Source organism: Actinomycetospora soli (genome assembly GCF_021026295.1).
GTDB lineage: Bacteria > Actinomycetota > Actinomycetes > Mycobacteriales > Pseudonocardiaceae > Actinomycetospora > Actinomycetospora soli.
The window spans coordinates 46,297-70,156 of sequence record NZ_JAJNDA010000018.1 but is presented as its reverse complement, the minus strand read 5'-3'; the positions used below and the strand labels follow the sequence as shown (position 1 = coordinate 70,156).

Genomic DNA, 23,860 nt, shown 5'->3' with positions numbered 1-23,860 from the left:
GGTTCCCGTGAACGTTATCGTTAGCTGGCGCACACTGTGCGTCCGGAGTCGCCGGGCGTCAAGAGGGCATGAAGGGACGGGCGGATGAGGGGCGAGGAGGGTCAGCCGTGGCCCACCGCTGATGCTGGACGTCAGCCGTGTGCCACCGCTGACACCGGGGAGGGCGCGATGCCCGGGCTCGTCGTCGAGCCGGAGACCCTGCCCGACGGCCGGTCGATCACCTACTTCACGGCGGGCCCGGAGTGAGCGAGCGCCGCTACGACCCGACGCACGACGAGTGGGTCACCTTCGCCACCCACCGTCAGGACCGCACCTACAAGCCGGCCACCGCGGACTGCCCGCTCTGCCCGACGCACCCGGGCGGCCCGGCCACCGAGATCCCGCGCGCGCACTTCGAGATCGCGGTGTTCGACAACCGCTTCCCCTCGCTCTCGCCGACCCCGCCGACGCCCGACGTCGCCGGCACCGACCTCGTGCCGGTCGAACCCGCGTACGGCCACTGCGAGGTGGTCGTGTTCACCGACGACCACGAGGCGACCCTGGCCTCCGTGGGGGAGCGACGCGTCCGGCTGCTCGTCGACGCGTGGGCCCACCGCTTCCGCGCGCTCGCCGCGGACCCGAGGATCGGATACGTGCTGCCGTTCGAGAACAAGGGCGAGGCGGTCGGGGTGACGCTGCACCACCCGCACGGCCAGATCTACGCCTACCCCGACGTCCCGCCGCGTCCGGCGCGTGAGCAGCGCGCGGCCCGCCACCACCGCGACCGCACGGGCCGGTGCGTGTTCTGCGACGTCGTGGCGCAGGAGCAGGGCGGTCCACGCGTGGTGGTCGAGGGGACGCACTTCCTCGCGGGGGTGCCGCCGTGGGCGCGGTTCCCGTACGAGGTCGACGTCTGGGCCCGCGACCACGTCGGCACGATGCCCGAGCTCGACACCGCGGCGCGCGACGACCTCGCCCGCGTCCTCGCCCGCGTCCTCGCCGGCTACGACGAGTACTTCGGCTTCCGGACGTCCTACCTGCTCGGCGTCCACTCGGCGCCGGTGAACGTCCCCGACGACGAGCGCGGGCTCGGCCACCTGCACCTGGAGATCTGCCCGCCCCACCGCGGCGGCGGGAAGCTCAAGTACCTCGCGGGTTCGGAGACGTTCGGGGGCGCCTTCCTCACCGACGTGGCACCCGAGGTCGCCGGCCCGCGCCTGCGCGACGCCGCCGAGCGGGCGACGGTGCCGGCGTGAGCGCCGAGCAGGTGGCCCGGGCCTTCCGGGACGTGCACGGCCGCGACCCCGAGGGGGTCTTCTCCGCGCCGGGCCGGGTCAACCTCATCGGCGAGCACACCGATCACAACGAGGGCCACGTGCTGCCCTTCGCGATCGACCGCCGCACCTTCGTCGCGGCCGCCCGTCGTGACGACGACCGGGTGACCGTGCAGTCGGACGACCCGGGCGCCGAGCCGACCGAGCTCGCCGTCGGGACCCTCGCGAGCGCGACCGGGTGGAGCGCCTACCCGCTCGGCACCCTGTGGGCGCTCGGGGTCGACGGCGGCTGGGACCTCGTGGTGCACGGCGAGGTCCCGCTGGGCGCCGGCCTGTCGAGCTCGGCGGCCCTGGAGAGCGCGGTGGCGCTCGCGGTGAACGAGCTGAGCGGGTCGGGGCTCGACCGCGTCGCGCTCGCCGCGGCCGGGCGGCGGGCCGAGAACGAGGTGGTGGGCGCGCCGGTCGGGATCATGGACCAGGCGGCGTCGCTGCTGTGCCGCGAGGGCTCGGCGCTGCTGCTGGACTGCCGGTCGATGGCCACCGAGGACGTCGCGCTCGGCTTCGAGGCGGCGGGGCTGTCGGTGCTGGTGATCGACTCGCGGGTGCGCCACGACCTCGCCGACGGCGGGTACGCCGACCGCCGCGCCGCGTGCGTCGCGGCCGCCGAGGCGCTCGGGGTGCCCGCCCTGCGCGACGCGACCCTGCCCGCCGTCGAGAACCTCCCCGACGGTGCCCCGCGGCGGCGCGCGCGGCACGTCGTCACCGAGGAGGCACGGGTCCACGAGACCGTGGCGCTGGTGCGGGCGGGGCGTCCGCGCGAGGTCGGCCCGGTGCTCTCCGCCTCGCACGCCTCGCTGCGCGACGACTACGAGGTGTCGGTGCCGGAGGTCGACGCGATCGTCGCGGCGGCCGTCGGTGCGGGCGCGCTGGGCGCCCGCATCATGGGCGGCGGGTTCGGCGGGTCGGTCATCGCGCTGGTGCCGGCGGACCGCGTCGCGGCCGTGGGCGGGGCCTGCCGGGCGCTCGACCCGGAGCCGACGGTGCGGGAGGTCGCGCCGGCCCCGGGCGCGCGGCGCGACCTCTAAGGTCGGCGATCATGGATTCCGGCCGGTCGGTGCGGGTGACGATCGACGACGTCGCCCGGGCCGCCGGCGTCTCCCGCCAGACCGTCTCCCGGGCGATGAACGACAAGGGCGACATCAGCGAGGCCACCCGCCGCCGGGTGCTCGCGACGATCGAGGAGCTGGACTACCGGCCCTCGGCGTTCGCGCGCGGGATGCGCACGCAGCGGGCCGGGACGGTCGCGCTCGTCCTGCCCGACATCGCGAACCCGTTCTTCCCCGCGGTCGCACGCGGGGTGTTCGACGCGGCGGCCGCGCGCGGACTCGCCGTCGTCGTGCACAACACCGACGCGGACGCGGGCGCGGAGGCCGAGGCCGGGCGCGCGATCGTCGACGCCGGCGCCGCCGGGGCCATCGGCTTCTTCGAGGCGCTCGACGATCCCGCGCTCGCGGCCCTGGGGCGCCGGGTGCCGCTGGTGGTCGCCGACCGCCCCGCGCCCGACGGGGCCGTGGCCACCGTGCGCGCCGACTTCCGCACCGGGACGCGCCTGGCGTGCGAGCACCTGACCTCGCGCGGGCACGCCCGGCTCGGGATGCTCGACGGGGCCGTGGAGAACAAGCCCGAACGACGACGGGCGTTCCTCGAGACGAACCCCGACGACCACGTGGTCGCCGCCCCGCCCACCGTGGCCGGCGGGGCCGCCGCCCTGCGCAGCCTGCTCGCCCGGCACCCCGGGATCACCGGGGTCTTCGCCTTCAACGACCTGCTCGCCATCGGGGCGGTCCAGGCGCTGCGGGCGGCCGGGCGTCGGGCCGGCGAGCAGATCGGGGTGGTCGGGTACGACGACATCACCATGGCCGCCCTGCTCGACCCGCCGCTGACCACGGTGCACACCGACAAGTACGAACTCGGCCGCACGCTGGTCGAGGTGCTGGCCCACCGGCTCGACGGGCACCCCGCCGAGCACCGGGTGCTGGCGCCGCGGCTCGTCGTGCGGGGGAGCGCGTAGCCGTCGCTAGTCGAAGACCGGGATGCCGGCGCGGACCGCGTCGGCGCGGCCCTGCGGCTGCTCCCAGTCCTCCTGGCGGCCCAGCGCGGTGAGGTCGAGGTAGGCGAACGACCCGCCGAACCACTCCGCGGCGCGCGCGTAGGACGAGTAGGTGTGGAACACGCGGTCGTCCACGCGCAGGAAGGCCGAGAAGCCCGGCAGCTCCTGGGTGCCCTCCGCGCCCTCCCACGTCGGGGCGTCGCGGTAGTTGTAGTGCATCGTCGCGCCGGACACGTCGACGGTGACGCCGAGGTCGGCGTTGAAGTCGGACCCGGACGAGGAGTACCAGGGGATCGTCCAGCCCTGGCGCTCCTTCCAGTCGGCGAGCTTCGCGTAGGGCGCGCGGGAGACGAAGACCTGCTCGGTGTCGCGGCTGCGCAGGTGCTCGCGGGTCCCCGGCGACCACTCGCGGATGCCGGCCGAGCAGCTCGGGCACATCTCGTCCCAGGCCGGGTCGAACATGACGTGGTTGACCACGAGCTGGCGGTACCCGCCGAACAGCCCGGCGAGCGAGACCTCGCCGTCGGGCCCGGTGAACCGGTAGTCCTCGGTCACCTCCACCATCGGCAGTTCCCGACGACGGGTGTTGAGCGCGTCGCGCGCCCGCGTGTGCGCCTTCTCCTCCTCGAGGAGTTCGCGGCGTGCCTTCAGCCAGGTCTCACGGTCGGTGATCTGCGGGAGGCTCATGGTGACCACCGTGACAGATCAGACTCCGCTTCTGCAATGGGTCGGTTCGGATTCAGGACCACCACCGCGGCGCTGCCGCACGCGACCCACAGCTCGCCGTGGCGCAGCAGCAGGCCGTGCGGGTGGTCGTCCGGGCCGAGCCCGGCCAGGGCGGTGACGGTGCCGTCGTCGTCGAGGCGCACCAGCCCGCTCGCGCCCCACAGTGAGACCACGCAGCCGCCCGCGGTCGCGATGACGTCGTGCGGCTTCGCGGCCCGGTCGGGCAGGTCGTGCTCGGTGAGCCGGCCGTCGAGGTCGAGCCGTCCCACCCGCCCGGCGAGGATCTCGACGAACCACAGCCCGTCGGCGTCGGCGGCGATGCCGACCGGACCACACCCGTCGTCGGGAAGGGGGGTCAGGGCGATCCCGCCCGAGGCCGGGTCGAGGCGCGCGAGCGCGCCGACGCGGTTGAGCGTGCACCAGAGGGCGCCGTCCGGCCCCGTCGTGATCATCGCGGGCATCCCGGCGACCGGGAGGGGGTGCAGGGTGACCTCCTCGGTCGTCGGGTCGATCCGCCCGACGGCCTCGGCCTCGATCGCGGTGAACCAGGCGGCGCCGTCGGGGCCGGCGGTGACGTCGTAGGGGCCGGTCCCCGCGCCGACGTCGACGCCGTGCCAGGTGCCGTCGACGAGCCGGTCGACGCGGTGGTCGCCGGTGCGCGTGCACCACAGGCTGCCGTCGGGGGTGGTCGCGAAGCGGGAGGGTCGGGAGCCGGGCGCGTCGAGGTCGTGGACGGCGACCTCCGCCCCACGGACCCGGGCGAGGCGCCCGGAGTACACGAGCGAGGCCCACACGTCCCCGGCCGCGTCGAGCCCGAGGGCGTAGGGCCCGTCGTCGGGAACGCCGACGGTGATGCGTCGTGCCACGCGACCTCCTAAGACGACAACTGTCGCGATAGAGTGCTGACATGGACGGGCCGACGTCAAGACCCGGGGGTCGCACGGCACGGGTCCGGGCCGCGGTCCTCGCCGCCGTCGTGGCCGACCTCGAGGAGCACGGCCTCGAGGGGCTCGGCGTCGACGGCGTCGCCGCCCGCTCGGGCGTGCACCGGGCGACGGTGTTCCGGCGGTGGGGCGACGTCGGCGGGTTGCTCGCCGACGTCCTCGACGCCGCCGCGGACGACGCCTGGACCCCGCCCGACCACGGGTCGCTCGCGGCCGACCTCGAGGACCTGGCGCAGGAGGTGCTCCGGTACGTCGGGCCGGCGGGGTCGACGGTGCGGGCGCTGATGGGGGCGGCGGAGCGCTTCCCCCGCGCGCAGGCGGGCGTGCACCGCTTCCTCGACGACCGGTACCGCCGCAGCGCGGTGGTCGTGGAGCGGGCGGTGGCGCGGGGGGAGGTCGACGCGTCGGTCGAGCCCCGGCGGGTGCTCGTCGCGGCGCTCGGACCGCTCTACCACCACCTGCTGCACCTGCCGGACCCGCCGGACGCGGCCGACGCGGCGGCCTACGTCCGGCTCGTCGTCGCCGGGATCACGGCGCCCGGTGGCAGACCGCCTCGAGGTTGACGCCGTCCGGGGTGCGGACGAACGCGCCGTAGTAGTCGGCGTGGTACTCGGGCCACAGGCCGGGCCCGCGCAGGCTCTCGGCGCCGGCGGCGAGGGCGGCGGCGTGGAAGGCGTCGACCGTGCCGTGGTCGGGGGCGGTGAAGGCCAGGTGGGTGTCGTCGTCGTAGGGGAGCGGGCGGTCGGCGGCGACGACCCAGAAGAACGGCTTCGGGTGGACGCCGAACGCCTGCATCGCCTTCTGGGTGGCCGTCGCCCGCACCGTGATCAACGGCTCGATCCCGAGCGGTGCCAGGGCGGCGGTGTGGAAGGCGACGGCCCGGTCCAGGTCGGTCACCGGGAGGTTGAGGTGGTCGATCCGCGAACCCTCGAAGCTGCTCATGCCGGGAGCGTGGCAGCGGTAGCGGCCACCGAGCGGCCGGTAGGTGCTCCGCAGGTGAGCACTAACGGTGGCTATAGCCACCGTTAGTGCTCACCTGGGCGTAGCCCACACCGTGACGCCGAGGTCCTCCGACGTCTGGGCCGACAGCTCGCCCGGACCCTCGCCCTCGACCAGCGACGACACGAGGCACTCGGTGGCCAGCGTGTCGGCGCCGTTGCGGATCGCGGCGGTCGTGTCGGCGCGCGAGGCCGACCACCACAGCTCGATCCGGTCGGACACCTCGAAGCCCAGGCGCTTGCGGGCGTCCTGGACGAAGCGCAGCACGTCGCGCAGCAGGCCCGCCTCGCGCAGCTCGTCGGTGAGCTCGGTGTCGAGCCCGACCGACAGGCCGCCCTCGGAGCGCACCGCCCAGCCCTCCCGCGGGGTCTCCGAGATCACGATCTCGTCGCCCGAGAGCTCGACCGGCCCGTCGTCGAGCTGCACCGTCAGCACGCCGTCCACCGGGGCGTCGGTCGACGCCTTCACGGCGTCGGCCACGGTCGGCGTCCGCTTGCCGAACCGCTTGCCCAGCGCGCGGTAGTTCGGCTTCACGTCGAGCTGCACGAGCTCCGACCCGGCGGGCTCGACGGCCGCCACGTTGAGCTCCTCGGCGATCTCGGCGAGCAGCTCGGCGTCCAGCGACGCGAAGCCGGGCGCGGAGACGACGGCGCGCGACAGCGGCTGGCGCGTCCGCACCCCCGAGGCGGCGCGGGTGGACCGGCCGAGCTCCACCACGCGACGCACGAGGCCCATGTCCGAGCGCAGCGACCCGTCGTCGGGAAGGCCCTCGGTGACCGGCCAGGACGCGAGGTGCACCGAGTCCGGCGTGCCCTCGGGCAGCCCGGAGCCGCCCTCGCCCTGCAGCAGCGTCCACAGGTAGTCGGTGGCGAACGGCGTGAACGGCGCCATGAGGCGGCTGACCGTCTCGACGCACTCGTGCAGCGTCGCGAGGGCGGCCGGGTCGCCGTCCCAGAAGCGGCGGCGCGAGCGGCGGACGTACCAGTTCGACAGGTCGTCGATGAACGCGACGATGGCGCGCCCGGCACGCGAGGAGTCGAAGTCGTCGAGCGCCGCGGTCACCTCGGTGACGCAGCTCCGCAGCTCGCCGAGGGCCCAGCGGTCCATCACGTGCGTGGCGGCCGGGGCGTCGGGGGACGGCGTCCAGCCCGCCGCGTTCGCGTACGTGACCAGGAACGACGCCGTGTTCCAGTAGGTCAGCAGGACCTTCCGGACGATCTCGCGCAGCGTCTCGTGCCCGACCCGCCGGTCCACCCAGGGTGAGCCCTGGGCGAGCATCAGCCAGCGGACGGCGTCGGCGCCGTGGGTGGAGAACAGCTCGAACGGGTCGAGGATGTTGCCCAGGTGCTTCGACATCTTGCGGCCGTGCTCGTCGAGCAGGAGGCCCAGGCAGACGACGTTCTCGTACGACGACCGGTCGAACACCAGCGTCCCGACCGCCATCAGCGAGTAGAACCACCCGCGCGTCTGGTCGATCGCCTCGCAGATGTACTGCGCGGGGTAGGCCTGCTCGAAGTCGGCCTCGTGGTGGTGCGGCGCGCCCCACTGGGCGAACGGCATCGCGCCGGAGTCGTACCAGACGTCGATGACGTCGGGGACGCGGCGCATCGTCCCGGTGCCCGACGGCGCCGGGAAGGTGACGTCGTCGACGTACGGGCGGTGCGGGTCGAGCGCGGTGAGGTCCCGGCCGGCGTGCTGCCCGAGCTCGGCGAGCGACCCCACGACGACGACCTCGGACGGGTCCGCGTCGTTGCGCCAGATCGGCAGCGGCGTGCCCCAGTAGCGCTTGCGGGAGAGCGCCCAGTCGACGTTGTTCTCCAGCCAGGCGCCGTACCGGCCGTGCTTGATGTGCGGCGGGTACCAGGTCGTCGCCTCGTTCTCCGCGAGCAGCTCCTCGCGGATCGCGGTCGTCCGGATGAACCACGACGGCAGCGCGTAGTAGATCAGCGGCGTGTGGCAGCGCCAGCAGTGCGGATACGAGTGCTCGTAGGACTCGGCGCGGAACATGACGCCGCGGGCCTCGAGGTCGGCGATCAGCGTCGGGTCGGCCGCCTTGAAGAACATCCCGCCGACCAGGGGGACGTCCTCGAGGAAGTGGCCGTTCGAGCCGATCGGGTTGACCATCTCGAGGCCCTCGTTCTTCGCGACGAGGTGGTCCTCGGCGCCGAACGCGGGGGCCATGTGCACGAGGCCGGTGCCGGCGTCGGTGGTGACGTGGTCGCCGTGGACGATCCGGAACGCGTCGCCGAAGCGGTCGCCCGCCAGCAGTTCGAACGGGCGCGTGTAGTGCGAGCCGATGAGGTCGGCGCCGGTGAGGCGGGCCGTCACCTCGACGTCGTCGGACCCGAGCACGTGCGCGAGGAGGTCCTCGGCCAGCACGAGGTCGTCGTCGCCGTGGCGCACCCGGACGTAGACGACCGAGCGCTCCACCGCGACCGCCGTGTTCGACGGCAGCGTCCACGGCGTCGTCGTCCAGACGAGCATGTCCGCGCCGGCCCAGGGGCCGTCGGTGAGCGGGAAGCGCACGTAGACGCTGGGGTCGACGTCGTCCTCGTAGCCCTGCGCGACCTCGTGGTCGGACAGCGGCGTCTCGTCGCGCGGGCAGTACGGCGTGACGCGGTGGTCCTCGACGAGCAGGCCCTTGTCGAAGATCGTCTTGAGCGACCACCAGACGCTCTCGACGTAGCGCGGGGCCATCGTCATGTAGGCCTCGTCGAGATCGACCCAGTAGCCCATGCGCTCGGTCATCGCCGCGAAGGCGGAGACGTTCTTCAGCGCCGACTCGCGGCAGGCCGCGTTGAACTCCGCGATCCCGTACCGCTCGATGTCACCCTTGCTCGTGAAGCCGAGCTCCTTCTCGACGGCGAGCTCCACCGGCAGGCCGTGGCAGTCCCAGCCCGCGCGCCGTGGCACGTGGTAGCCGCGCATCGTGCGGAAGCGGGGGAAGAGGTCCTTGAAGGCGCGGGCCTCGACGTGGTGGGTGCCGGGCGTGCCGTTCGCCGTGGGCGGCCCCTCGTAGAAGATCCAGGGCTCGCCCTGGGCGGTCTGCTCGAGCGACCGGCGGAACACGTCGCGCTTGTCCCAGCGCTCGAGAATCTCCTGCTCGATCGCCGGCAGGTCGACGCTGGCGGGCAGGGGGGCGAAGCTCGGACTCACCGGTCCAGCGTACTCAGCGTCCCCGTCGGCCCGGACGGGTGCGTGACCTGCGGGGACACCGTGACGGGTGGGGGGTGCTCGAGGCGCGTCGACGGGGTCGGTACAGTTGTCCCCGTCGCCGCCGCGGCCTGACGGTCACGGTGGGTGACACCCATGGGGTATGGTGTAATTGGCAACACGGCTGATTCTGGTTCAGTTGTTCTAGGTTCGAGTCCTGGTACCCCAGCTGCGAGCAGCGACCGGGCGATCTTGTAGAGTTCCAGCCGCTGTTCCTCCTAGGGCCCCGTCGTCTAGCGGCCTAGGACGCCGCCCTCTCAAGGCGGTAGCGGGGGTTCGAATCCCCTCGGGGCTACATCACGGAGCGCCTCGACCCACCCGGGTCGGGGCGCTTCGTCGTTCCCGGGTGTCAGCGGTGGCCCACGGCTGACGCCTGACGTCAGTGCCGCGCCACGCTCGTCGTGCCGACGCTCACGGCTCGACGAACGCCGACGGCGTGGCGATCTCGTCGAACCAGAGGTAGGCGAGCAGCACGGCCCGCTCGCCGGTCCGCATCGCGTGCGGCTGCCAGGGCGCGTGGTGGATCAGTTCGCCGGCGGGCTCGTCGACCCAGCCGTCGCCGTGGTCCCAGCGGATCGCGCCGAGCGGCAGGTAGTACTCCTCGGCGGGGTGGTGGTGGGCGCGGTAGTGCACGTCGGGGCCCAGGACGACGAGCCCCAGCACCAGGTCCTCGTCCCCGCGCAGCGTGGCGTGGGCGTACCCGGCGAACAGGGCCTCGTCGGAGGCGTACGAGGCGGTCCGGGTCCAGGCGGCGCGGTGCGCGAGCAGCCCGACCGCCTCGGCGAGCTGGTCGTCGACCTCGTCGGCGACCCGCGCGATCGCGTCGTCGAGGTGGGCGAGGACGGGGAGGTCCGGCGGGTCGGACGCGAGCTGCGGTGGCCCGCCGAGGCTCGCGACGGCCATGAGCTCCGCCATCGCGCCGGTGCGTCCGAGGGCGGCCACGAACCGGGCGGTCAGGGCGTCGACGGCGGGTCCCGCGGCGGTCACGGAGCCGATCCTGGCAGCGTCCGCGGCGGGACGACAGGAGCGCCTCCCTGCCGTCGGCCGCCGGCGACGACGCGTTCCTGCCGACCCCCTCCGAACGGCCAGGGCGGGCGGGTCGTCCGGTGGATGTGACGGCCACCACGAACTAGCGTCGGGCCACCACCACTGGAGCCCACCGGGGGGACCCATGACCACCGTTCGCGACGACACGGCGCTGGCGAAGGCGACGCTCGACGAGACGTCGGGGGTGATGGGCTCGGTGCCCGGGCACCGGGTCACGCACACCAAGGGCGTCCTGCTCACCGGCACGTTCACCGCGACGCCGGAGGCGAGGACGCTCACGCGCGCCGCCCACATGCAGGGCGACCCGGTGCGCATCACGGTCCGGTTCTCCAACGGCGCGGGCAACCCGCGCTGCTCGGACGCGGCGGTCAACGACCCGCGCGGCATGGCGGTGAAGTTCTCCCTCCCGGACGGCGGCGAGACCGACCTCGCCCTGCAGACGTGGCCCGTGTTCCCGGCGGCGACGCCCGAGGAGTTCCACGGGTTGATGACGGCGCAGAACACCGGCGAGGCGGCGACCGCGACCTTCCTGGAGGCGCACCCGCACATCGCGGCGGCCCTGCAGGCGATCGAGGACCTCGGCGACCCGCCGCTGGCGTGGGGCCGCACGGCGTTCAACTCGATGAACGCCTACAAGCTCGTCAACGCCGACGGCGACGAGCAGTACGTGCGCTTCCGCTTCGAGCCGGTGGACGGCGTCGCGTTCCTGCCGCGGGACCAGTGGGACACGGCCGACCCCGACCACCTCATGAACGGCGTGCTCGAGCAGGTCCCGGTCCGCCACCGCCTGCTCGCCCAGCTCGCGCAGGACGGCGACCAGACCGTCGACCCGAGCCGGGCCTGGCCGGAGGACCGCCCGTGGGTCGACCTCGGCCTCGTCGAGTGCACGGGCCCGGACACCGAGCGCGAGCGGGACGGCGACGTGCTGGTCAACGACCCGACCCGCGTCACCGACGGCGTCGAGATGTCCGACGACCCGATCCTGCACTTCCGCCACCACGTCTACGCGGAGTCGGTCCGACGCCGGACCTGAGTCCCCCAAGGCGCGCCCGGTCAAAGGGCCCCGACGCCCGCCGCCCACTGCCGCCACTCGGCGTTGCCCTGCCGGAGCAGGGCGTCCGCTGTGGCCAGCTGGTCCCGGTCCTGCGTCTCCAGGGCGGCGGCGAGGGTCTCGAAGCCGGCGAGCTGCAGGCGCGCTCCAGTGACGGCGTGTCCGTGGACGCTCGACACCATGGGGTCCGAAGGACGCACCGACTCGGCGCCCTCGAGCATCGACCGGAGCACGGGAAGCTGCTCGGCTCGGATGCGCCGGGCCGACTCGTCCGCCGGTGGGCTCTCCGTCTGGAGCTCGCGGAACCAGGCTGCGGTGCTCCTGCGGCCCTCGAGGAGGGGCCGGGCGACCACGTCGGCGTAGAGGCTCCGGGGGACGTCGGCGGTGGGTGCGACCGCCTGCTGCGACCCATCGCGCCCGGCCGGCGTAACGGTATCGCCACCGACGTCATGAGAGAGGTCGCTCGGCAGTCCCGGGGCGACGACGGACCTGGCCGCCATGAGCCCGGTCGCCGAGCCACCTGCGAGCAGGAGGGCGAGCAGTGCGGCCACCGCCGTGGACCGGAGCCCCGGCACGGGGGTCAGCCCGAGCGACGCGACCGCCACGGACAGGAGCCAGCCCGCGCCGAGGGCCCCGCTGACGAGCGGGACGGCGAACGCCAGGGGGTTGCCGCCGACGATCGCGACGATCACCAGGAAGAGAATGGCCGTCGTTGTGGTGGCCACCGGCCCGGCCAGGAGACCCGCACCCGCGCCGGCGGTACCCCGCAGGAGCGTGAGGACGGCGACGACGACCGCGCCCACGGCTGCGGCGGCGAGCACCGCGGCGTCGAAGCGCGCGATGGCGTCCGCGTCGGTCTCCGATGCGCCTGCGACAGCCCGGTGTAAGGCGAGACCGGCGCCACCGGCCACGCCGGCGACCAGACCGACGAGAATCGTCCCGCGACCCGGGAGGGCGGTCCACGACGAGGACCCGCCCCACCAGGGCGGGGTCGAGCCGTCCCGACCACGTCGCAACGCCCAGGCTGCGGCGAGGGCGAGGACGAGCGCTGCGACCCCGGGCAGCGCGAGCGCTCCCGGGGCGGTCAACCACGCCGCGACGAGGCCCCAGCCGCCAGAGAACGCCACCTCGAGCTGTCCGGTAGCCCACAGCACCGTGGTCACGAGCAGGGCGCCGGCCAGTGCCGCCGGCGCCCACACCGAGGCGGGGCGCCGCGTGCGCCCGACCCCAGTCACCCACTGCTCACCAAGACCTCCGAGCAGGACCGTGGCACCGGCCAGGGCCACCGGAGCGATCACGGCAGAGGCGGCCTGGTCGAGGCCGACGAGCGCCAGCCCCGAGACCTGGCCGACCAGACCGCCGCCGAGCACCCCGAGTGCGACCCGACCCGTCCCGGCGCGACGACCACCCGAGCGGGCGGCCAGGGCATCGCGCCAGAGCCCGATACCAAGCGTGACTCCTAGGAGGGGCCCGAGGACCAGGGCGCTGATCAGTGCCACGAGGTTGATCGACGGGTCACCGAGGAGCAGGGCCGCGGCTGTGTTGCCCACGACAGGAACCGCGAACAGGGCGAGGAAGCCGAGGGGGAGGCCGTCCAGCAGCCCGAGGGTCGCCGCCCCGACGGGCTCGGCGAGGACGGCCCGTCGCTGGGCGGGCCCGGGATGCCAGGCCACGGCGGCGCGTCGTCCCGACTCCTCGGGGCGCCGCGCTAGCTCGACGTCGAGCACCCGGCCGACGCCGGGGCGTCGGGCCGCCCGTAGGTCCGCGTCGAACTCGCGGGCCCGCATCAGTCCCCGCACCAACAGGAGGACCACCCCCAGCAGGAGGGCTGCCCGCCAACCGATGTCCAGGGCGAGTCCCGGCTCACGCCCCACCGCGGCCACCACGACGGGGATGGCGAGCAGCGGACCGAGGACGTAGGCCAGCGACCGGGCCAGCCAGGAGATACCGACGTCGCGGTGGGCCAGGTGGGCCAGTTCGTGACCGACGAGGGCGTCGAACAGAGCCGGGTTGCCGCGGAGGGCGAGCTTGCGGGGGAGCGCGATCCGGTGGTCTCCGGGCCGTCCCACGCAGAACGGCGACCGCACGCTGCCCGGACCGACGAGCAGACCCGGCGGGCGCACGCCCATCTCGGCGGAGAGCGCGGCGACGGCCGCGATCGCCCGGGCGAACCGGCCGTCGGCCGGCTCGAGACGTCGGCGGCGCCGGATGACCACCGGCGCGGCGACCACTACGACGACGGCGAGGACGACGCTGCCCGAGGCGGTCAGCAGCGCGACGACGGCCCGCCGCCGTTCTGCCGGGGATTGGCAGGCGGTCTGCGCCGCGGTGTCGGGGAGGATCTGACCCGGCTGGAGACACCCCTGCACGGCGGTCTGCCACGACTCCCCGAGCACGGCGTTGTGCATCGCGGTCCCGACGAAGAGCGCCGCGATGACCAGGGCCACCGACAGCACGACCATCCGCAGGGCGGTGGAGGGCGGCAGCGCGAGGACGTCCGGCCGCGGCGGGGTGGTCACGACCGCACACGCAACGACCCGACGGTCGCGTCGGCGATGACCGTTGCCTGGCCGGGCGGCAGCCCGAGCGCCCGAGCGTGCTCGAGAACGACGCCCCGCACGTGAAGCGCCTGGTCCTGAGTGAGGGCCGGGACGTTGGCGGCCGGCTCGCCGGGCCCGCGCCGGAACAGCGCACGGATGCGGCGGACCAAAGGCTCCTTCACGACGTCCTTCGCGATGTCCTTGGCGATATCGCCCGCGAAGGCCCCCAGGACCGGAAGGACGACGCCGGCGGCGGATAGCAGGTATGGCGTCGTCATCACCACGTCGATCCCGGCGCCAAGGGGCTCGTCGCGATCGGGCGGGTGCAGCGCCGACTCCGGGTCGTCGAAGTACTCGGCGGCCGAGTCGTTGAGGACGACGATCTCGTCGGGCGCCGCGCGTTCAAGAGCGAGAGCGGTCAGTTCGACCGCGAGGTCGCGCTGTTCCTGGTCGATCGCCAGAGCCCTTTTCGTCGCCACGCGAGGACGATAGGTCCCCCAATTCTCCTGCGATTCGTCCGAATCGGGGGGATGCGTCGCGTACCCGCCATTTCCGCATTCACGCTGTACCCGACCGCTCGCCGTCGGTGATGTCCTCACCAGAGGTGAGGAGGAGGGCACAATTCGTGTCGACCGACACGCGGGTCCCGTGCCCGAGGAAGCCGCCTCTGGCCCTTGAGCAGGTCTCGGACAGGACCCGACCGCCTCCTGCGCCATGCTTTCGGCCGTGACCGTCCTCGACACCCGCGCGCTGAACCGGGCGACGCTCGCGCGGCAGCACCTGCTCACGCGGGCGCCGCTGGACCCCGTCGACGCGATCGCGCACCTCGGCGGCCTGCAGGCCCAGGAGCCGCAGGAACCGTTCGTCGGGCTGTGGTCGCGGTTGGATCCGTTCGACCCGGCCGCCCTCGACGCGCTCCTGACCGACCGGCGGGTCGTGCGCCTGCACCTGATGCGGCGCACGGTCCATCTCGTGACGGCCGGTGACGCGCTGGCCTGGCGTCGGCGTCACGACCCGATGCTGCGTCAGCGCCTGCTCGGCGTGTACCGGACGGAGCTCGCGGGCGTCGACCTCGACGAGCTCGCCGTCGAGGCCGCCGCGCTGTTCGCCGCGGGCGAGCCGTCGATGCCCGAGGTCGGCCGGGCCCTCGCGGAGCGCCGGCCGGGACCGGGGCACCGCGCGCTGGGCGAGGCGGCGATGACGGTGGTCCCGGTCGTCCAGGTCCCGCCCCGCGGACTGTGGGGCACGACGACGGGCGCGCGTTACGCCCCGCTGGCGACGTGGCTCGGGACCGAGCCCGACCGGCCGTCGGGAACGATCGACGCGGACCTGGTGCGCCGCTACCTCGCCGCGTTCGGCCCGGCCGCGTCGGCCGACCTCCGCGCCTGGTGCGGCCTCGCGGGGCTCCCGGCGGCCGTCGCCGCGGTGCGGGAGGAGCTGGTGTCGTTCCGCGACGAGCGGGGGCGCGAGCTGCTCGACCTGCCCGACGCGCCCCGCCCGGACCCGGACACCCCTGCGCCGGTGCGCTTCCTGCCGGCCTTCGACAACGTCGTCCTCGGCTACCACGACCGCAGCCGGATCATCGACGACGCCCACCGCCTGCTGTCGGTCGCGGGCAAGCGCTTCGTGCTCGTCGACGGGCGGGTGGCGGCGACGTGGGGAGTCGTCGACGGCGTCCTCGCCGTCGAGCCGCTGCGTCGGTTCACCCGGGCCGACCGGTCGGCGGTGACCGAGGAGGGGCGGGCGCTCGCGCGCTTCCTGCCCGACGTCGAGCGGGGCCGGGTCAGGGTGGCGTCGTCCCGTACATGATCGCCCGCGTGTTCTCCTCGGTGTAGTACGCCTCCATCTGCGCGACCGACATGTCGTCGGTGGTGCGCGCCGCCATCTCGGCGATCGACGGGAGGTCGTCGGCCGGCCACGACTCGGGCGACCACAGGTCCGAGCGCAGGAACGCCTTCGCGCAGTGCGTGAAGACCTCCTCGACCGCGACCTCCAGCACCAGCCGCGGCACGTGGTTGCGGTGGCGCAGCCGCTCGGCGTACGGCGGGTCGAGCAGCAGCCGGGCGGTGCCGTTCACGCGCAGCGTGTCGTGGCGGCGCGGCACCAGGAAGATGAGCCCGACGTGCGGGTTCTCGATGATGTTGGCGAACCCGTCGACGCGCCGGTTGCCGGGACGGTCGGGCAGCACGAGCGTGTGGTCGTCGAGGACCAGGACCGAGCCGGCCGGGTCGCCCTTCGGGGAGACGTCCACGCGACCCCGGGCGTCCGACGTCGCGATCATCTGGAACGGGCTGCGGGCGATGAAGGCCCGGTCGACGTCGTCCAGCCGGTCGCGCTGCTTGGTCACGGCGCGGCGCACCGGCTCGCCGACGACCTCGCGGAGCTGCTCGAGACTCGTGATCTGCTCGCTCACCGTCCCACGGTAAGCAGCTCCGCACCGGGAATCTAGACGCTGCGCCCGCCGTCGACCGGCAGCACGACGCCGGTGAGGAACGCCGCCGCGTCCGACGACAGGTACACCGCCGCGTTCGCGATGTCCTCGGGCTGCCCGAGCCGGCCGAGCGGGATGCTGCCGATGAACCGCTCGCGGGCGCCCTCGGGGTCCTCCGGGCCGAGGAACTGCGGGAGCATCGCGGTGTCGGTGGCCACCGGGGCGAGGCAGTTCACGCGGATGTCCGGGGCCAGCTCCAGGGCGAGCGTGCGGGACAGGTGGTTCACGGCCGCCTTGCTCGACGCGTACCCGCCGAAGCCGGGCCGGGTCCGCTCACCCATGATCGAGCCGACGATGGTGATCGCCCCGCCGCCGCTGCGCCGCAGGGCGGGGACGGCGGCCCGGACGCCGAGCCAGACGCCCTTGACGTTGATGCGGAAGATGCGGTCGAACTCGTCCTCCTCCTGCTCCATCGTCGGCACCGGGTACCCGGTGAACCCGGCGTTGCAGGACAGCACGTCGAGGCGGCCGAACTCCTGCTCGGCGAGCGCCACGGCCGCGGCGGAGGCCTCGGCGTCGGTCACGTCGACCTGCGCCGACCGCGCGTTCGCCCCGAGCTCCTGCGCGACGGCGGCCGCGCCCTCGCCGTCGAGGTCGGTCACCACCACGGACGCGCCCGCGGCCGCGAACGCCACCGCCGTGGCCCGGCCGATCCCGGAGGCACCGCCCGTCACGATCGCGACCTTGTCCTGCAGTGCCGTCATGGGGCCTCCTCGCCGTCGGGTCGACATGATCGGCATTCCCCGACGGCGGGTGACTCACGCCGGGCCTGGCGTGGCGGCCTGCTGACGTCGGGCGTCAGCGGTGGCACACGGCTGACGCCGAGCGCCGGCGGTGGCACACGGCCGACGCCCGACGGCGGGGAGCGCTCACGCCAGGGCCTTCTCCAGCGCCCGGGCCGCCGCGAGCAGGTCGTTCGCCCACCGGGAACCGGGCTTGCGACCGATGCGTTCCACCGGACCGGAGACCGACACGGCGGCGACGACCGCACCGTCCGGTCCGCGGACCGGGGCCGAGACGCTCGCGACCCCCTGCTCCCGTTCCGCGACGCTCTGGGCCCACCCGCGGCGGCGGATCTCGGCGAGCAGGTCGGCGTCGAACGCGCCGGGGGCCTCCGGCGACCAGGCGATCAGCACCTTGGCGCCCGAGCCGGCCGTGAGGGGCAGGCGCACGCCGACCGGCACCGTGTCGCGCAGCCCGGACGCCGGCTCCGCCACCGCGACGCACACCCGGGAGTCGCCCTCGCGGCGGTAGAGCTGGACCGACTCGCCCGTGAGGTCGCGCAGCGTCGGCAGGACGTCCTCGGCGGCGGTGAGCAGCGGGTCGTGGTGGCCGTGGGCCATCTCCGCGAGGGCGGGGCCCGGCCGCCACCGGCCGTCCGGATCGCGCTCGAGCAGCCGGTGCACCTCCAGCCCGACGGCGAGCCGGTGCGCGGTGGCCCGGGGCAGACCGGTGCGCTCGACGAGCTCGGAGAGCCCACACGGTGCCCCCGCGGCCGCGCGGAGCACACCCACCGCCTTGTCGAGCACGCCGATTCCGCTACTCTGTCCCACAGAGCGACACAGTAATCCCATCATCTGGGATTCACCACCACGCAGGCAGGGATCGATGGGACGCACACTCGCCGAGAAGGTCTGGGACCAGCACGTCGTGAGGCAGGGGGAGGGTGACGAGCCCGACCTGCTCTACATCGACCTCCACCTCATCCACGAGGTGACGAGCCCGCAGGCCTTCGACGGACTCCGGCTGCACGGCCGCGGGCTCCGCCGCCCGGACCTCACGATCGCCACCGAGGACCACAACGTCCCGACGCTCGACATCCTGAAGCCGATCGCGGACGAGGTCTCGGCGACGCAGGTCGCGACGCTGCGGCGTAACGTCGAGGAGTTCGGCGTGCGCCTGTTCCCCATGGGCGACGCCAACCAGGGCATCGTGCACATGATCGGCCCGGAGCTGGGGCTGACGCAGCCGGGCACGACCGTCGTGTGCGGGGACTCGCACACCTCCACGCACGGCGCGTTCGGCGCGCTCGCGTTCGGCATCGGCACGTCCGAGGTGGAGCACGTGATGGCCACCCAGACGCTGCCGCTGAAGCCGTTCCGGACCATGGCGATCGAGATCGACGGCGAACTGCGTCCGGGCGTGACCAGCAAGGACGTCATCCTCAAGGTCATCTCGCAGATCGGCACCGGCGGTGGCGCGGGCTACGTCCTGGAGTACCGGGGCGAGGCCGTCCGGGCGATGTCGATGGAAGCGCGCATGACGATGTGCAACATGTCCATCGAGGCCGGCGGGCGCGCCGGGATGGTCGCCCCCGACGAGACGACCTTCGCGTACCTGAAGGGGCGCCCGCACGCGCCGCAGGGCGCCGAGTGGGACGCGGCGGTGGAGGCGTGGCGCGAGCTGCGCACCGACGACGACGCGGAGTTCGACGCCGTCGTGCACATCGACGCCGACGCGCTGACCCCGTTCGTCACCTGGGGCACCAACCCGGGCCAGGGCCTCCCGCTCGGCGAGTCGGTGCCCGACCCCGCGACGATGGACGACGACGAGGCCGCCGCCACCCGCAAGGCGCTCGCCTACATGGACCTGGAGCCGGGCACGAAGCTGCGCGACGTCGCGGTGGACGTGGTGTTCCTCGGCTCCTGCACCAACGCGCGCATCGAGGACTTCCGCGCGGCGGCCGACGTGCTCCGTGGGCACCGGATCGCCGACTCGGTGCAGATGCTCGTGGTCCCCGGCTCGATGGCCGTCAAGGCGCAGGCCGAGGAGGAGGGCCTCGACCAGGTGTTCCGCGACGCCGGCGCCGAGTGGCGCAACGCGGGCTGCTCGATGTGCCTCGGCATGAACCCCGACCAGCTCGCGCCGGGGCAGCGCTGCGCCTCGACGTCGAACCGCAACTTCGAGGGCCGGCAGGGCAAGGGCGGGCGCACCCACCTGGTGTCGCCGCTGGTCGCCGCGGCCACCGCCGTGCGGGGGACGCTGAGTTCCCCCGAGGATCTGTCGCCCACCGTGCTCACGACGGCCTGAGGGAGCTGACCGTGGAGAAGTTCACGACCCACACCGGCATCGGCACCCCGCTGCGGGTGTCGAACGTCGACACCGACCAGATCATCCCGGCGGTGTACCTCAAGCGCGTCACGCGGACGGGCTTCGACGACGGGCTGTTCGCCTCGTGGCGCAACGACCCCTCGTTCGTGCTGAACCAGGAGCCCTACGACCGCGGGTCGGTGCTCGTCGCCGGCTCCGACTTCGGCACCGGGTCCTCCCGCGAGCACGCCGTCTGGGCACTGATGGACTACGGCTTCCGCGTCGTGATCTCGTCGCGCTTCGGCGAGATCTTCAAGGGCAACTCGTCGAAGGCCGGGCTGCTCGCGGCCACCGTCGAGCAGTCCGACGTCGAGCTGCTGTGGAAGAAGATCGAGTCGCGGCCGGGCCTGGAGCTGACCGTCGACCTGACGGCGAGGACGGTCACGGCCGAGGACCTCGTCGTGCCGTTCACCGTCGACGACTACACCCGCTGGCGCCTGCTCGAGGGGCTCGACGACATCGGGCTCACGCTGCGCCACGAGGCCGACATCGACGCCTACGAGAAGGCGCGGCCGTCGCACAAGCCGACGACGGTGTAGCCCGACCCCACCCCACCTGGCAGGAAAGCGTCGTTGCTGTCATCCAGCGACAGCAACGACGCTTTCCTGCCATCTGGCGAAAGGTCTCACCAGGGGATGGTCCCCGCGTCCTCGACGTAGCCACCGGTGGGCCCGTCGTCGGGCAGGGTCGCCAGCCGGATGGCCGTGGCCGCGCCCTGCTCGGTGGTGCGGTGGCCGCGGAAGCCGTTGAGGTCGGTCGCGACGAAGCCCGGGCACGCCAGGTTGATCTTGATGTTCGTGTCCGCGAGCTCCTTGACGTACTGGACCGTGACGGCGTTCAGGAACGTCTTGGAGGGGGAGTAGGCCGCGGCGATCGGCCCGGTGTCGCCCCCCGAGGTCTGGCGGGCGAGCGAGCCGACGCCGGACGACACGTTCACGATCCGCGGGTGCGCCGAGCGGCGCAGCAGCGGCAGCATCGCGTTGGTGACGCGGACGACGCCGTAGACGTTGACCTCCACCGCCGCGCGCATCGTGTCGATGGCGACCTGCGTCGGCAGCTGCTCGGCGCCGCCGGTGACGCCGGCGTTGTTCACCAGCACGTCGAGCCGGTCCAGCGAGGCCGCGGCGGCGGCCACGCTCGCGTCGTCGGTGACGTCGAGCGGGACCCCGAACGCGTCCACGCCCGCGGCCCGGAGCTTCTCGACGGCCTCCTCGCGCCGGGCGTCGTCCCGCGCGCCGACGCCGACCCGCATGCCCTGCGCGCCCAGGCCCGCCGCGATCGCGTAGCCGATGCCCTTGTTCGCCCCGGTGACCAGGGCGGTGGTGCTCTCCTCGCTCATGACGACCATGCTCGGCCCGGGTCGCCGGACCCGTCCACGACCGCCTCGGTGCCGATCGATACCGCAGGGGTATCACTGGAGGGGTGGAGACACGGGAGCTGCGGTACTTCGTCGCGGTCGCCGAGGAGCGGCACTTCGGGCGGGCGGCCGAACGGCTCGGCATCGCCCAGCCCCCGCTGTCCCGGGCGATCCAGCAGCTCGAGCGGCGGGTGGGCGCCCGACTGCTCGAGCGGACCAGCCGCGAGGTCCGGCTGACCGGGCCGGGCGCGGTCCTGCTCGCCGAGGGGCGCGCGGCGCTGGACGCCGTCGACGCCGCGGAGCGCCGGACCCGCCGCGCGGCCGGGAGCGGCCCCGACCTCGTGCTCGTCGCGAAGGCGGGGGCCTCGGAGGAACTGCTCGCGAAGGTCCTCGACGCCTACGCCGCCGAGCCCGGGGCGGTCGAGGTCGACGTGCAGCTGTGCGGGCCGGGGCAGCAGGAGCGGCTGCTGCGCGACGGCCGCGCCGACGTCGCCCTGCTGCACCGCCCGTTCGACTCGACCGCCGGCTTCGACACGGAGGACCTCGCCTCCGAGGGGCAGTCGCTCTTCCTGCCCGCCGGGCACCCGCTCTCGACGCACGCGCAGCTGCGGCTGGCCGACGTCGCCGACGTCCCGCTGCCGCGCTGGCCCGGTCCCGACGGCACGTACCCGAACGGCGCGGGCCCGCAGGTCCGGGACACCGCGCAGCTGCGCCAGCTCGTCTCGCTGGGGCGCGCCGCGGCGGTGCTGCCGGACTCCGCCCGCCACGGCCTGGCCGACGACGTGGTCGCCGTGCCGGTCGTCGACGCTCCCCGCGTGACCACGGTGATCGCCTGGCCGCCGCACAGCCGCTCGCGGGCGGTGGCCGACCTCGTCCGCTGCGCTGCGCGCCTGTGAGCACTGTCCGTGGCCCTGGCCACGGACAGTGCTCCCATGCCCGTCAGGGCACGTCGACGATCTTCGCCTCGCTCGGCACGCCCTTGTCGTCCACGAGGAACAGCATGTACGGCCCGGGCGGCACGATGGTCGCCTCGTTCGGCACCGTGATCGACACCCCGTCCGGCGTCTTCTGCATGTCGAGGGCGACGTCGCGCATGTCCGTCGTCGTCACGTGCGTGGCCGACGACGTGCGGATCAGGCGGGCCTTCGCGATGCGGGACGCGTCCGGCGTCGGGATGGTCACCGTCTGCCCGCGGGTCAGCACCGGCGGGGCGGACGAGATCGTCGGCCGCGGCGCCCCGGACTCCAGGTACGGCGGGGTGAAGATCTCGATGCGCTGCTCGAAGGTGCCGGGGATCGTGTTCTTCTCGTCGTCGAACAGCGGGTCGGAACCCGCGACGAGCACCCGGCCGTCGGGCAGGAGCAGCGCCTCGGTGTGGTAGTCGCGCCCGATCCGCGGGTCGGCCATCGGCTTCAGCTGGTTGGTCGCCGGGTCGAGGGTGTAGGCGAGGTGGTTGTTCGTCGCACCCTTGCCGCGGTAGTCCAGCGAGCCGTTGGTGATCAGCGTGGTGTCGTCGGGCAGGTTGACCAGGTTCGGGTACCGGGTCGGCTGCGCCAGGTTGGGCCCCGGCGTGAAGTGCGGGGCCGGGTCCTTGAGGTCGAGGAAGTCGATCCGGGCGGACGAGATCGGGCTCTCGCCGACGCCGCCGCCGCCGACCACCGCGAGGCGCTGGTCCTGCACCGGGCCGATCCACGACGACCCCGAGGTCTCCATCAGCTCCGGCTCGCGCAGCCCGGGGATCGGGGTGTACGCGCCGGTGTCGAGGTCCCAGAAGCCCGGCACGCGGCCCTCGGTGGCCGGGCCGTAGCCCGCGTTCGAGCCGGTGTAGACGATCTGGCGCGGCCGCTCGGTCTCGAAGAGCGCGGGATAGGTCGGGAAGTACTGCTTGAGCACCTCGCGACGGTCGATCCACGTGTTGGTGCGCGGGTTGAACTCCTCGGAGAGCCCGTTGAGCACCTGCCCGACGCCGTCGAGGCCGGCGACGGTGAGGACGTTGCCGTCGGAGAGCGGGGTGAGCGTCGGGTACCAGCGGGGCTGGTTCATGTCCGGCAGCTCGGTCCAGGCCTCGGTCTTCGGGTCGAACGTGTAGGCCTTGTTGGTGCCCTGGTAGTCCTGCTTGTCCAGGGTCATCGGCTCACCGATGCCGTAGATGTTCTTCGAGTCCGCCGCCGAGAGGCCCGTGACGGTGTACTTGTCCCGGTTGCCGTTGACCGCCTGGGGCCCGGGGACCTCCGACTCGACGAAGACCTTCTCCTCGGAGGCGGTCACCTGGGTGCGCCGCCCGACCCCGGCCTTCGCCGCGGGCGGGAGGGTGACGTCGAACGCGGACTTGTACTTCTGCCCGGACGGCGCGACGAACTCGGTGCCGGCCGGCAGGAAGCGCGGGCCGTTCGGGTTCTCGTTCTTGACGCGCATCGCGCCCGCGGCGTTGGTGACGGCGCCGTCGAGCTTCTCGTAGCGCTGCGTGCCGCCGGCGAAGAGCACCCGGCCGTCGGGGAGCACGGTCTGTCCACCGCAGAACATGTCGTCGGGCACGGGGATCATCCGCGACTGACCGGTGGTCGGGTCGTACACGAGGCTCTTCAGCGCCCGCGTCGCGAACATGTCCTCCTTGTTGCCGGACCCGGCGATGAGCAGGACCTTGCCGGTGTTCAGCAGCACGGCGTGGATCGCGTTGACGCGGTTGTCGGGCGGGACCTCGATCGTGTCCCAGTGCCCGTACTGCGCCTTGTACTCCGGGCTGTTGATCAGGCGCTCGTGCCGCCACTCCTGGACGTAGGAGAACGCCGGTGGCACGTTGACACCGAGCAGCACGGCAGCCGCGACGACCACCAGAGCGATCTGCCGGTAGCGGCGTGTCTTCGCGCGCAAGCCCACCCTCCAGGTCATGCCGGGCCGGGCCTGACGACGGGGGAGCGCAGGCCGGGGGCCGACCCGGCGGACGGCCGTGCGCCACGCTAACCGAGTCCGTTTCGTGACATGACCACGGGGCGGCACCGTCGGCGACCGGATCGCCGTGGTCGGCGGACGGTGCTCCGC

General features: G+C 73.7%; 22 protein-coding genes and 2 tRNA genes. 12 read left to right on the top strand and 12 right to left on the bottom strand.

Annotated features, from left to right (window positions below):
- The first annotated feature begins 84 nt into the window (after positions 1-84).
- From LN037_RS24570 to LN037_RS24555, 4 genes are read left to right on the top strand one after another with little or no spacing between them, the layout of a single operon-like run.
- On the top strand, positions 85-246 hold the full coding sequence (locus LN037_RS24570) for a hypothetical protein (RefSeq protein WP_230758373.1): 162 nt from the start codon (positions 85-87) through the stop codon (positions 244-246).
- Positions 243-1,235, top strand: a complete 993-nt coding sequence (gene galT / locus LN037_RS24565; protein WP_230758371.1) for a galactose-1-phosphate uridylyltransferase — start codon at positions 243-245, stop codon at positions 1,233-1,235. The genes LN037_RS24570 and galT overlap by 4 nt, the downstream gene beginning before the upstream one ends.
- Positions 1,232-2,338 carry a galactokinase gene (gene galK, locus LN037_RS24560; RefSeq protein ID WP_230758369.1) on the top strand — a complete coding sequence of 369 codons (1,107 nt, stop codon included), beginning with the start codon at positions 1,232-1,234 and terminating at the stop codon, positions 2,336-2,338. The genes galT and galK overlap by 4 nt, the downstream gene beginning before the upstream one ends.
- Before the next feature lie 11 nt (positions 2,339-2,349).
- Positions 2,350-3,324 (top strand): LacI family DNA-binding transcriptional regulator, encoded by a 975-nt coding sequence (locus LN037_RS24555; protein WP_230758367.1) that lies wholly within the window; start codon positions 2,350-2,352, stop codon positions 3,322-3,324.
- Between the two features lie 6 nt (positions 3,325-3,330).
- Here the strand turns inward: LN037_RS24555 and LN037_RS24550 are convergent, their stop codons facing one another.
- The gene (locus tag LN037_RS24550) at positions 3,331-4,050 is read right to left on the bottom strand and encodes a DUF899 domain-containing protein (RefSeq protein ID WP_230758364.1); all 720 of its coding nucleotides are present in this window, start codon (positions 4,048-4,050) and stop codon (positions 3,331-3,333) included.
- On the bottom strand, positions 4,047-4,955 hold the full coding sequence (locus LN037_RS24545) for a Vgb family protein (RefSeq protein ID WP_230758361.1): 909 nt from the start codon (positions 4,953-4,955) through the stop codon (positions 4,047-4,049). Before LN037_RS24545 ends, LN037_RS24550 begins: the two co-directional genes overlap by 4 nt.
- 41 nt (positions 4,956-4,996) lie before the next feature.
- On the opposite strand from LN037_RS24545, the gene LN037_RS24540 reads away from it, so the two are divergent.
- Positions 4,997-5,596, top strand: coding sequence for a TetR-like C-terminal domain-containing protein (locus LN037_RS24540; RefSeq protein ID WP_230758358.1), 600 nt, complete (start codon positions 4,997-4,999; stop codon positions 5,594-5,596).
- Here the strand turns inward: LN037_RS24540 and LN037_RS24535 are convergent.
- A complete protein-coding gene (locus LN037_RS24535; RefSeq protein ID WP_230758355.1) occupies positions 5,562-5,975 on the bottom strand; it encodes a VOC family protein in 414 nt (137 codons plus the stop codon). The genes LN037_RS24540 and LN037_RS24535 overlap by 35 nt on opposite strands.
- Before the next feature lie 90 nt (positions 5,976-6,065).
- Complete coding sequence (gene ileS / locus LN037_RS24530) at positions 6,066-9,188, bottom strand: isoleucine--tRNA ligase (protein WP_230758353.1); 3,123 nt, start codon at positions 9,186-9,188, stop codon at positions 6,066-6,068.
- Positions 9,189-9,342: 154 nt separating this feature from the next.
- Between ileS and LN037_RS24525 the strand changes: the two genes are divergently transcribed.
- Together LN037_RS24525 and LN037_RS24520 are read left to right on the top strand one after the other, a co-directional pair.
- Positions 9,343-9,414 (top strand) — tRNA-Gln (locus LN037_RS24525).
- A gap of 53 nt (positions 9,415-9,467) precedes the next feature.
- A tRNA-Glu gene (locus LN037_RS24520) sits at positions 9,468-9,540 on the top strand.
- A gap of 116 nt (positions 9,541-9,656) precedes the next feature.
- Here the strand turns inward: LN037_RS24520 and LN037_RS24515 are convergent.
- Positions 9,657-10,232 carry a dimethylsulfonioproprionate lyase family protein gene (locus tag LN037_RS24515; protein ID WP_230758350.1) on the bottom strand — a complete coding sequence of 192 codons (576 nt, stop codon included), beginning with the start codon at positions 10,230-10,232 and terminating at the stop codon, positions 9,657-9,659.
- A 184-nt stretch (positions 10,233-10,416) separates the two neighbouring features.
- Between LN037_RS24515 and LN037_RS24510 the strand changes: the two genes are divergently transcribed.
- Complete coding sequence (locus LN037_RS24510) at positions 10,417-11,325, top strand: catalase family peroxidase (RefSeq protein ID WP_230758348.1); 909 nt, start codon at positions 10,417-10,419, stop codon at positions 11,323-11,325.
- Between the two features lie 20 nt (positions 11,326-11,345).
- On the opposite strand, the gene LN037_RS24505 is transcribed toward LN037_RS24510, so the two are convergent.
- Both LN037_RS24505 and LN037_RS24500 read right to left on the bottom strand, forming a co-directional pair.
- Positions 11,346-13,862 carry a M48 family metalloprotease gene (locus tag LN037_RS24505; protein WP_230758345.1) on the bottom strand — a complete coding sequence of 839 codons (2,517 nt, stop codon included), beginning with the start codon at positions 13,860-13,862 and terminating at the stop codon, positions 11,346-11,348.
- Positions 13,859-14,362: a hypothetical protein gene (locus LN037_RS24500; protein WP_230758344.1), complete on the bottom strand. Its 504-nt coding sequence runs from the start codon at positions 14,360-14,362 to the stop codon at positions 13,859-13,861. Before LN037_RS24500 ends, LN037_RS24505 begins: the two co-directional genes overlap by 4 nt.
- 247 nt (positions 14,363-14,609) lie before the next feature.
- On the opposite strand from LN037_RS24500, the gene LN037_RS24495 reads away from it, so the two are divergent.
- Positions 14,610-15,692 (top strand): winged helix DNA-binding domain-containing protein, encoded by a 1,083-nt coding sequence (locus LN037_RS24495; RefSeq protein ID WP_230758342.1) that lies wholly within the window; start codon positions 14,610-14,612, stop codon positions 15,690-15,692.
- Here the strand turns inward: LN037_RS24495 and LN037_RS24490 are convergent.
- The 3 genes from LN037_RS24490 to LN037_RS24480 form a co-directional block, all read right to left on the bottom strand.
- Positions 15,667-16,296, bottom strand: coding sequence for an MSMEG_1061 family FMN-dependent PPOX-type flavoprotein (locus LN037_RS24490; RefSeq protein WP_230758339.1), 630 nt, complete (start codon positions 16,294-16,296; stop codon positions 15,667-15,669). The genes LN037_RS24495 and LN037_RS24490 overlap by 26 nt on opposite strands.
- Positions 16,297-16,328: 32 nt before the next feature.
- Positions 16,329-17,078 carry an SDR family oxidoreductase gene (locus LN037_RS24485; protein WP_230758336.1) on the bottom strand — a complete coding sequence of 250 codons (750 nt, stop codon included), beginning with the start codon at positions 17,076-17,078 and terminating at the stop codon, positions 16,329-16,331.
- 165 nt (positions 17,079-17,243) lie between these two features.
- The gene (locus tag LN037_RS24480; RefSeq protein ID WP_230758334.1) at positions 17,244-17,927 is read right to left on the bottom strand and encodes an IclR family transcriptional regulator; all 684 of its coding nucleotides are present in this window, start codon (positions 17,925-17,927) and stop codon (positions 17,244-17,246) included.
- 55 nt (positions 17,928-17,982) lie between these two features.
- On the opposite strand from LN037_RS24480, the gene leuC reads away from it, so the two are divergent.
- Together leuC and leuD are read left to right on the top strand one after the other, a co-directional pair.
- Entirely contained in the window at positions 17,983-19,404 is a 1,422-nt protein-coding gene (leuC, locus tag LN037_RS24475) for a 3-isopropylmalate dehydratase large subunit (RefSeq protein ID WP_230758332.1), read from the top strand.
- A gap of 11 nt (positions 19,405-19,415) precedes the next feature.
- Positions 19,416-20,003 carry a 3-isopropylmalate dehydratase small subunit gene (gene leuD, locus LN037_RS24470; protein ID WP_230758330.1) on the top strand — a complete coding sequence of 196 codons (588 nt, stop codon included), beginning with the start codon at positions 19,416-19,418 and terminating at the stop codon, positions 20,001-20,003.
- An 86-nt stretch (positions 20,004-20,089) separates the two neighbouring features.
- Here the strand turns inward: leuD and LN037_RS24465 are convergent, their stop codons facing one another.
- Positions 20,090-20,803, bottom strand: a complete 714-nt coding sequence (locus LN037_RS24465) for an SDR family NAD(P)-dependent oxidoreductase (RefSeq protein ID WP_230758326.1) — start codon at positions 20,801-20,803, stop codon at positions 20,090-20,092.
- 83 nt (positions 20,804-20,886) lie between these two features.
- Here LN037_RS24465 and LN037_RS24460 point away from each other — a divergent pair, with 83 nt between their 5' ends.
- Positions 20,887-21,717 carry a LysR family transcriptional regulator gene (locus tag LN037_RS24460; protein ID WP_230758324.1) on the top strand — a complete coding sequence of 277 codons (831 nt, stop codon included), beginning with the start codon at positions 20,887-20,889 and terminating at the stop codon, positions 21,715-21,717.
- A 43-nt stretch (positions 21,718-21,760) separates the two neighbouring features.
- On the opposite strand, the gene glxA is transcribed toward LN037_RS24460, so the two are convergent.
- Positions 21,761-23,692, bottom strand: coding sequence for a radical copper oxidase GlxA (gene glxA, locus LN037_RS24455; RefSeq protein ID WP_230758322.1), 1,932 nt, complete (start codon positions 23,690-23,692; stop codon positions 21,761-21,763).
- Between the last annotated feature and the right edge of the window lie 168 nt (positions 23,693-23,860).

Bases quoted from the DNA above. Each gene is read 5' to 3' on its own strand.
- LN037_RS24570 (WP_230758373.1), top strand. From the start codon at position 85: ATGAGGGGCGAGGAGGGTCAGCCGTGGCCCACCGCTGATGCTGGACGT.
- LN037_RS24555 (WP_230758367.1), top strand. From the start codon at position 2,350: ATGGATTCCGGCCGGTCGGTGCGGGTGACGATCGACGACGTCGCCCGG.
- LN037_RS24550 (WP_230758364.1), bottom strand. From the start codon at position 4,050: ATGAGCCTCCCGCAGATCACCGACCGTGAGACCTGGCTGAAGGCACGC.
- LN037_RS24540 (WP_230758358.1), top strand. From the start codon at position 4,997: ATGGACGGGCCGACGTCAAGACCCGGGGGTCGCACGGCACGGGTCCGG.
- LN037_RS24535 (WP_230758355.1), bottom strand. From the start codon at position 5,975: ATGAGCAGCTTCGAGGGTTCGCGGATCGACCACCTCAACCTCCCGGTG.
- LN037_RS24510 (WP_230758348.1), top strand. From the start codon at position 10,417: ATGACCACCGTTCGCGACGACACGGCGCTGGCGAAGGCGACGCTCGAC.
- LN037_RS24485 (WP_230758336.1), bottom strand. From the start codon at position 17,078: ATGACGGCACTGCAGGACAAGGTCGCGATCGTGACGGGCGGTGCCTCC.
- leuC (WP_230758332.1), top strand. From the start codon at position 17,983: ATGGGACGCACACTCGCCGAGAAGGTCTGGGACCAGCACGTCGTGAGG.
- LN037_RS24465 (WP_230758326.1), bottom strand. From the start codon at position 20,803: ATGAGCGAGGAGAGCACCACCGCCCTGGTCACCGGGGCGAACAAGGGC.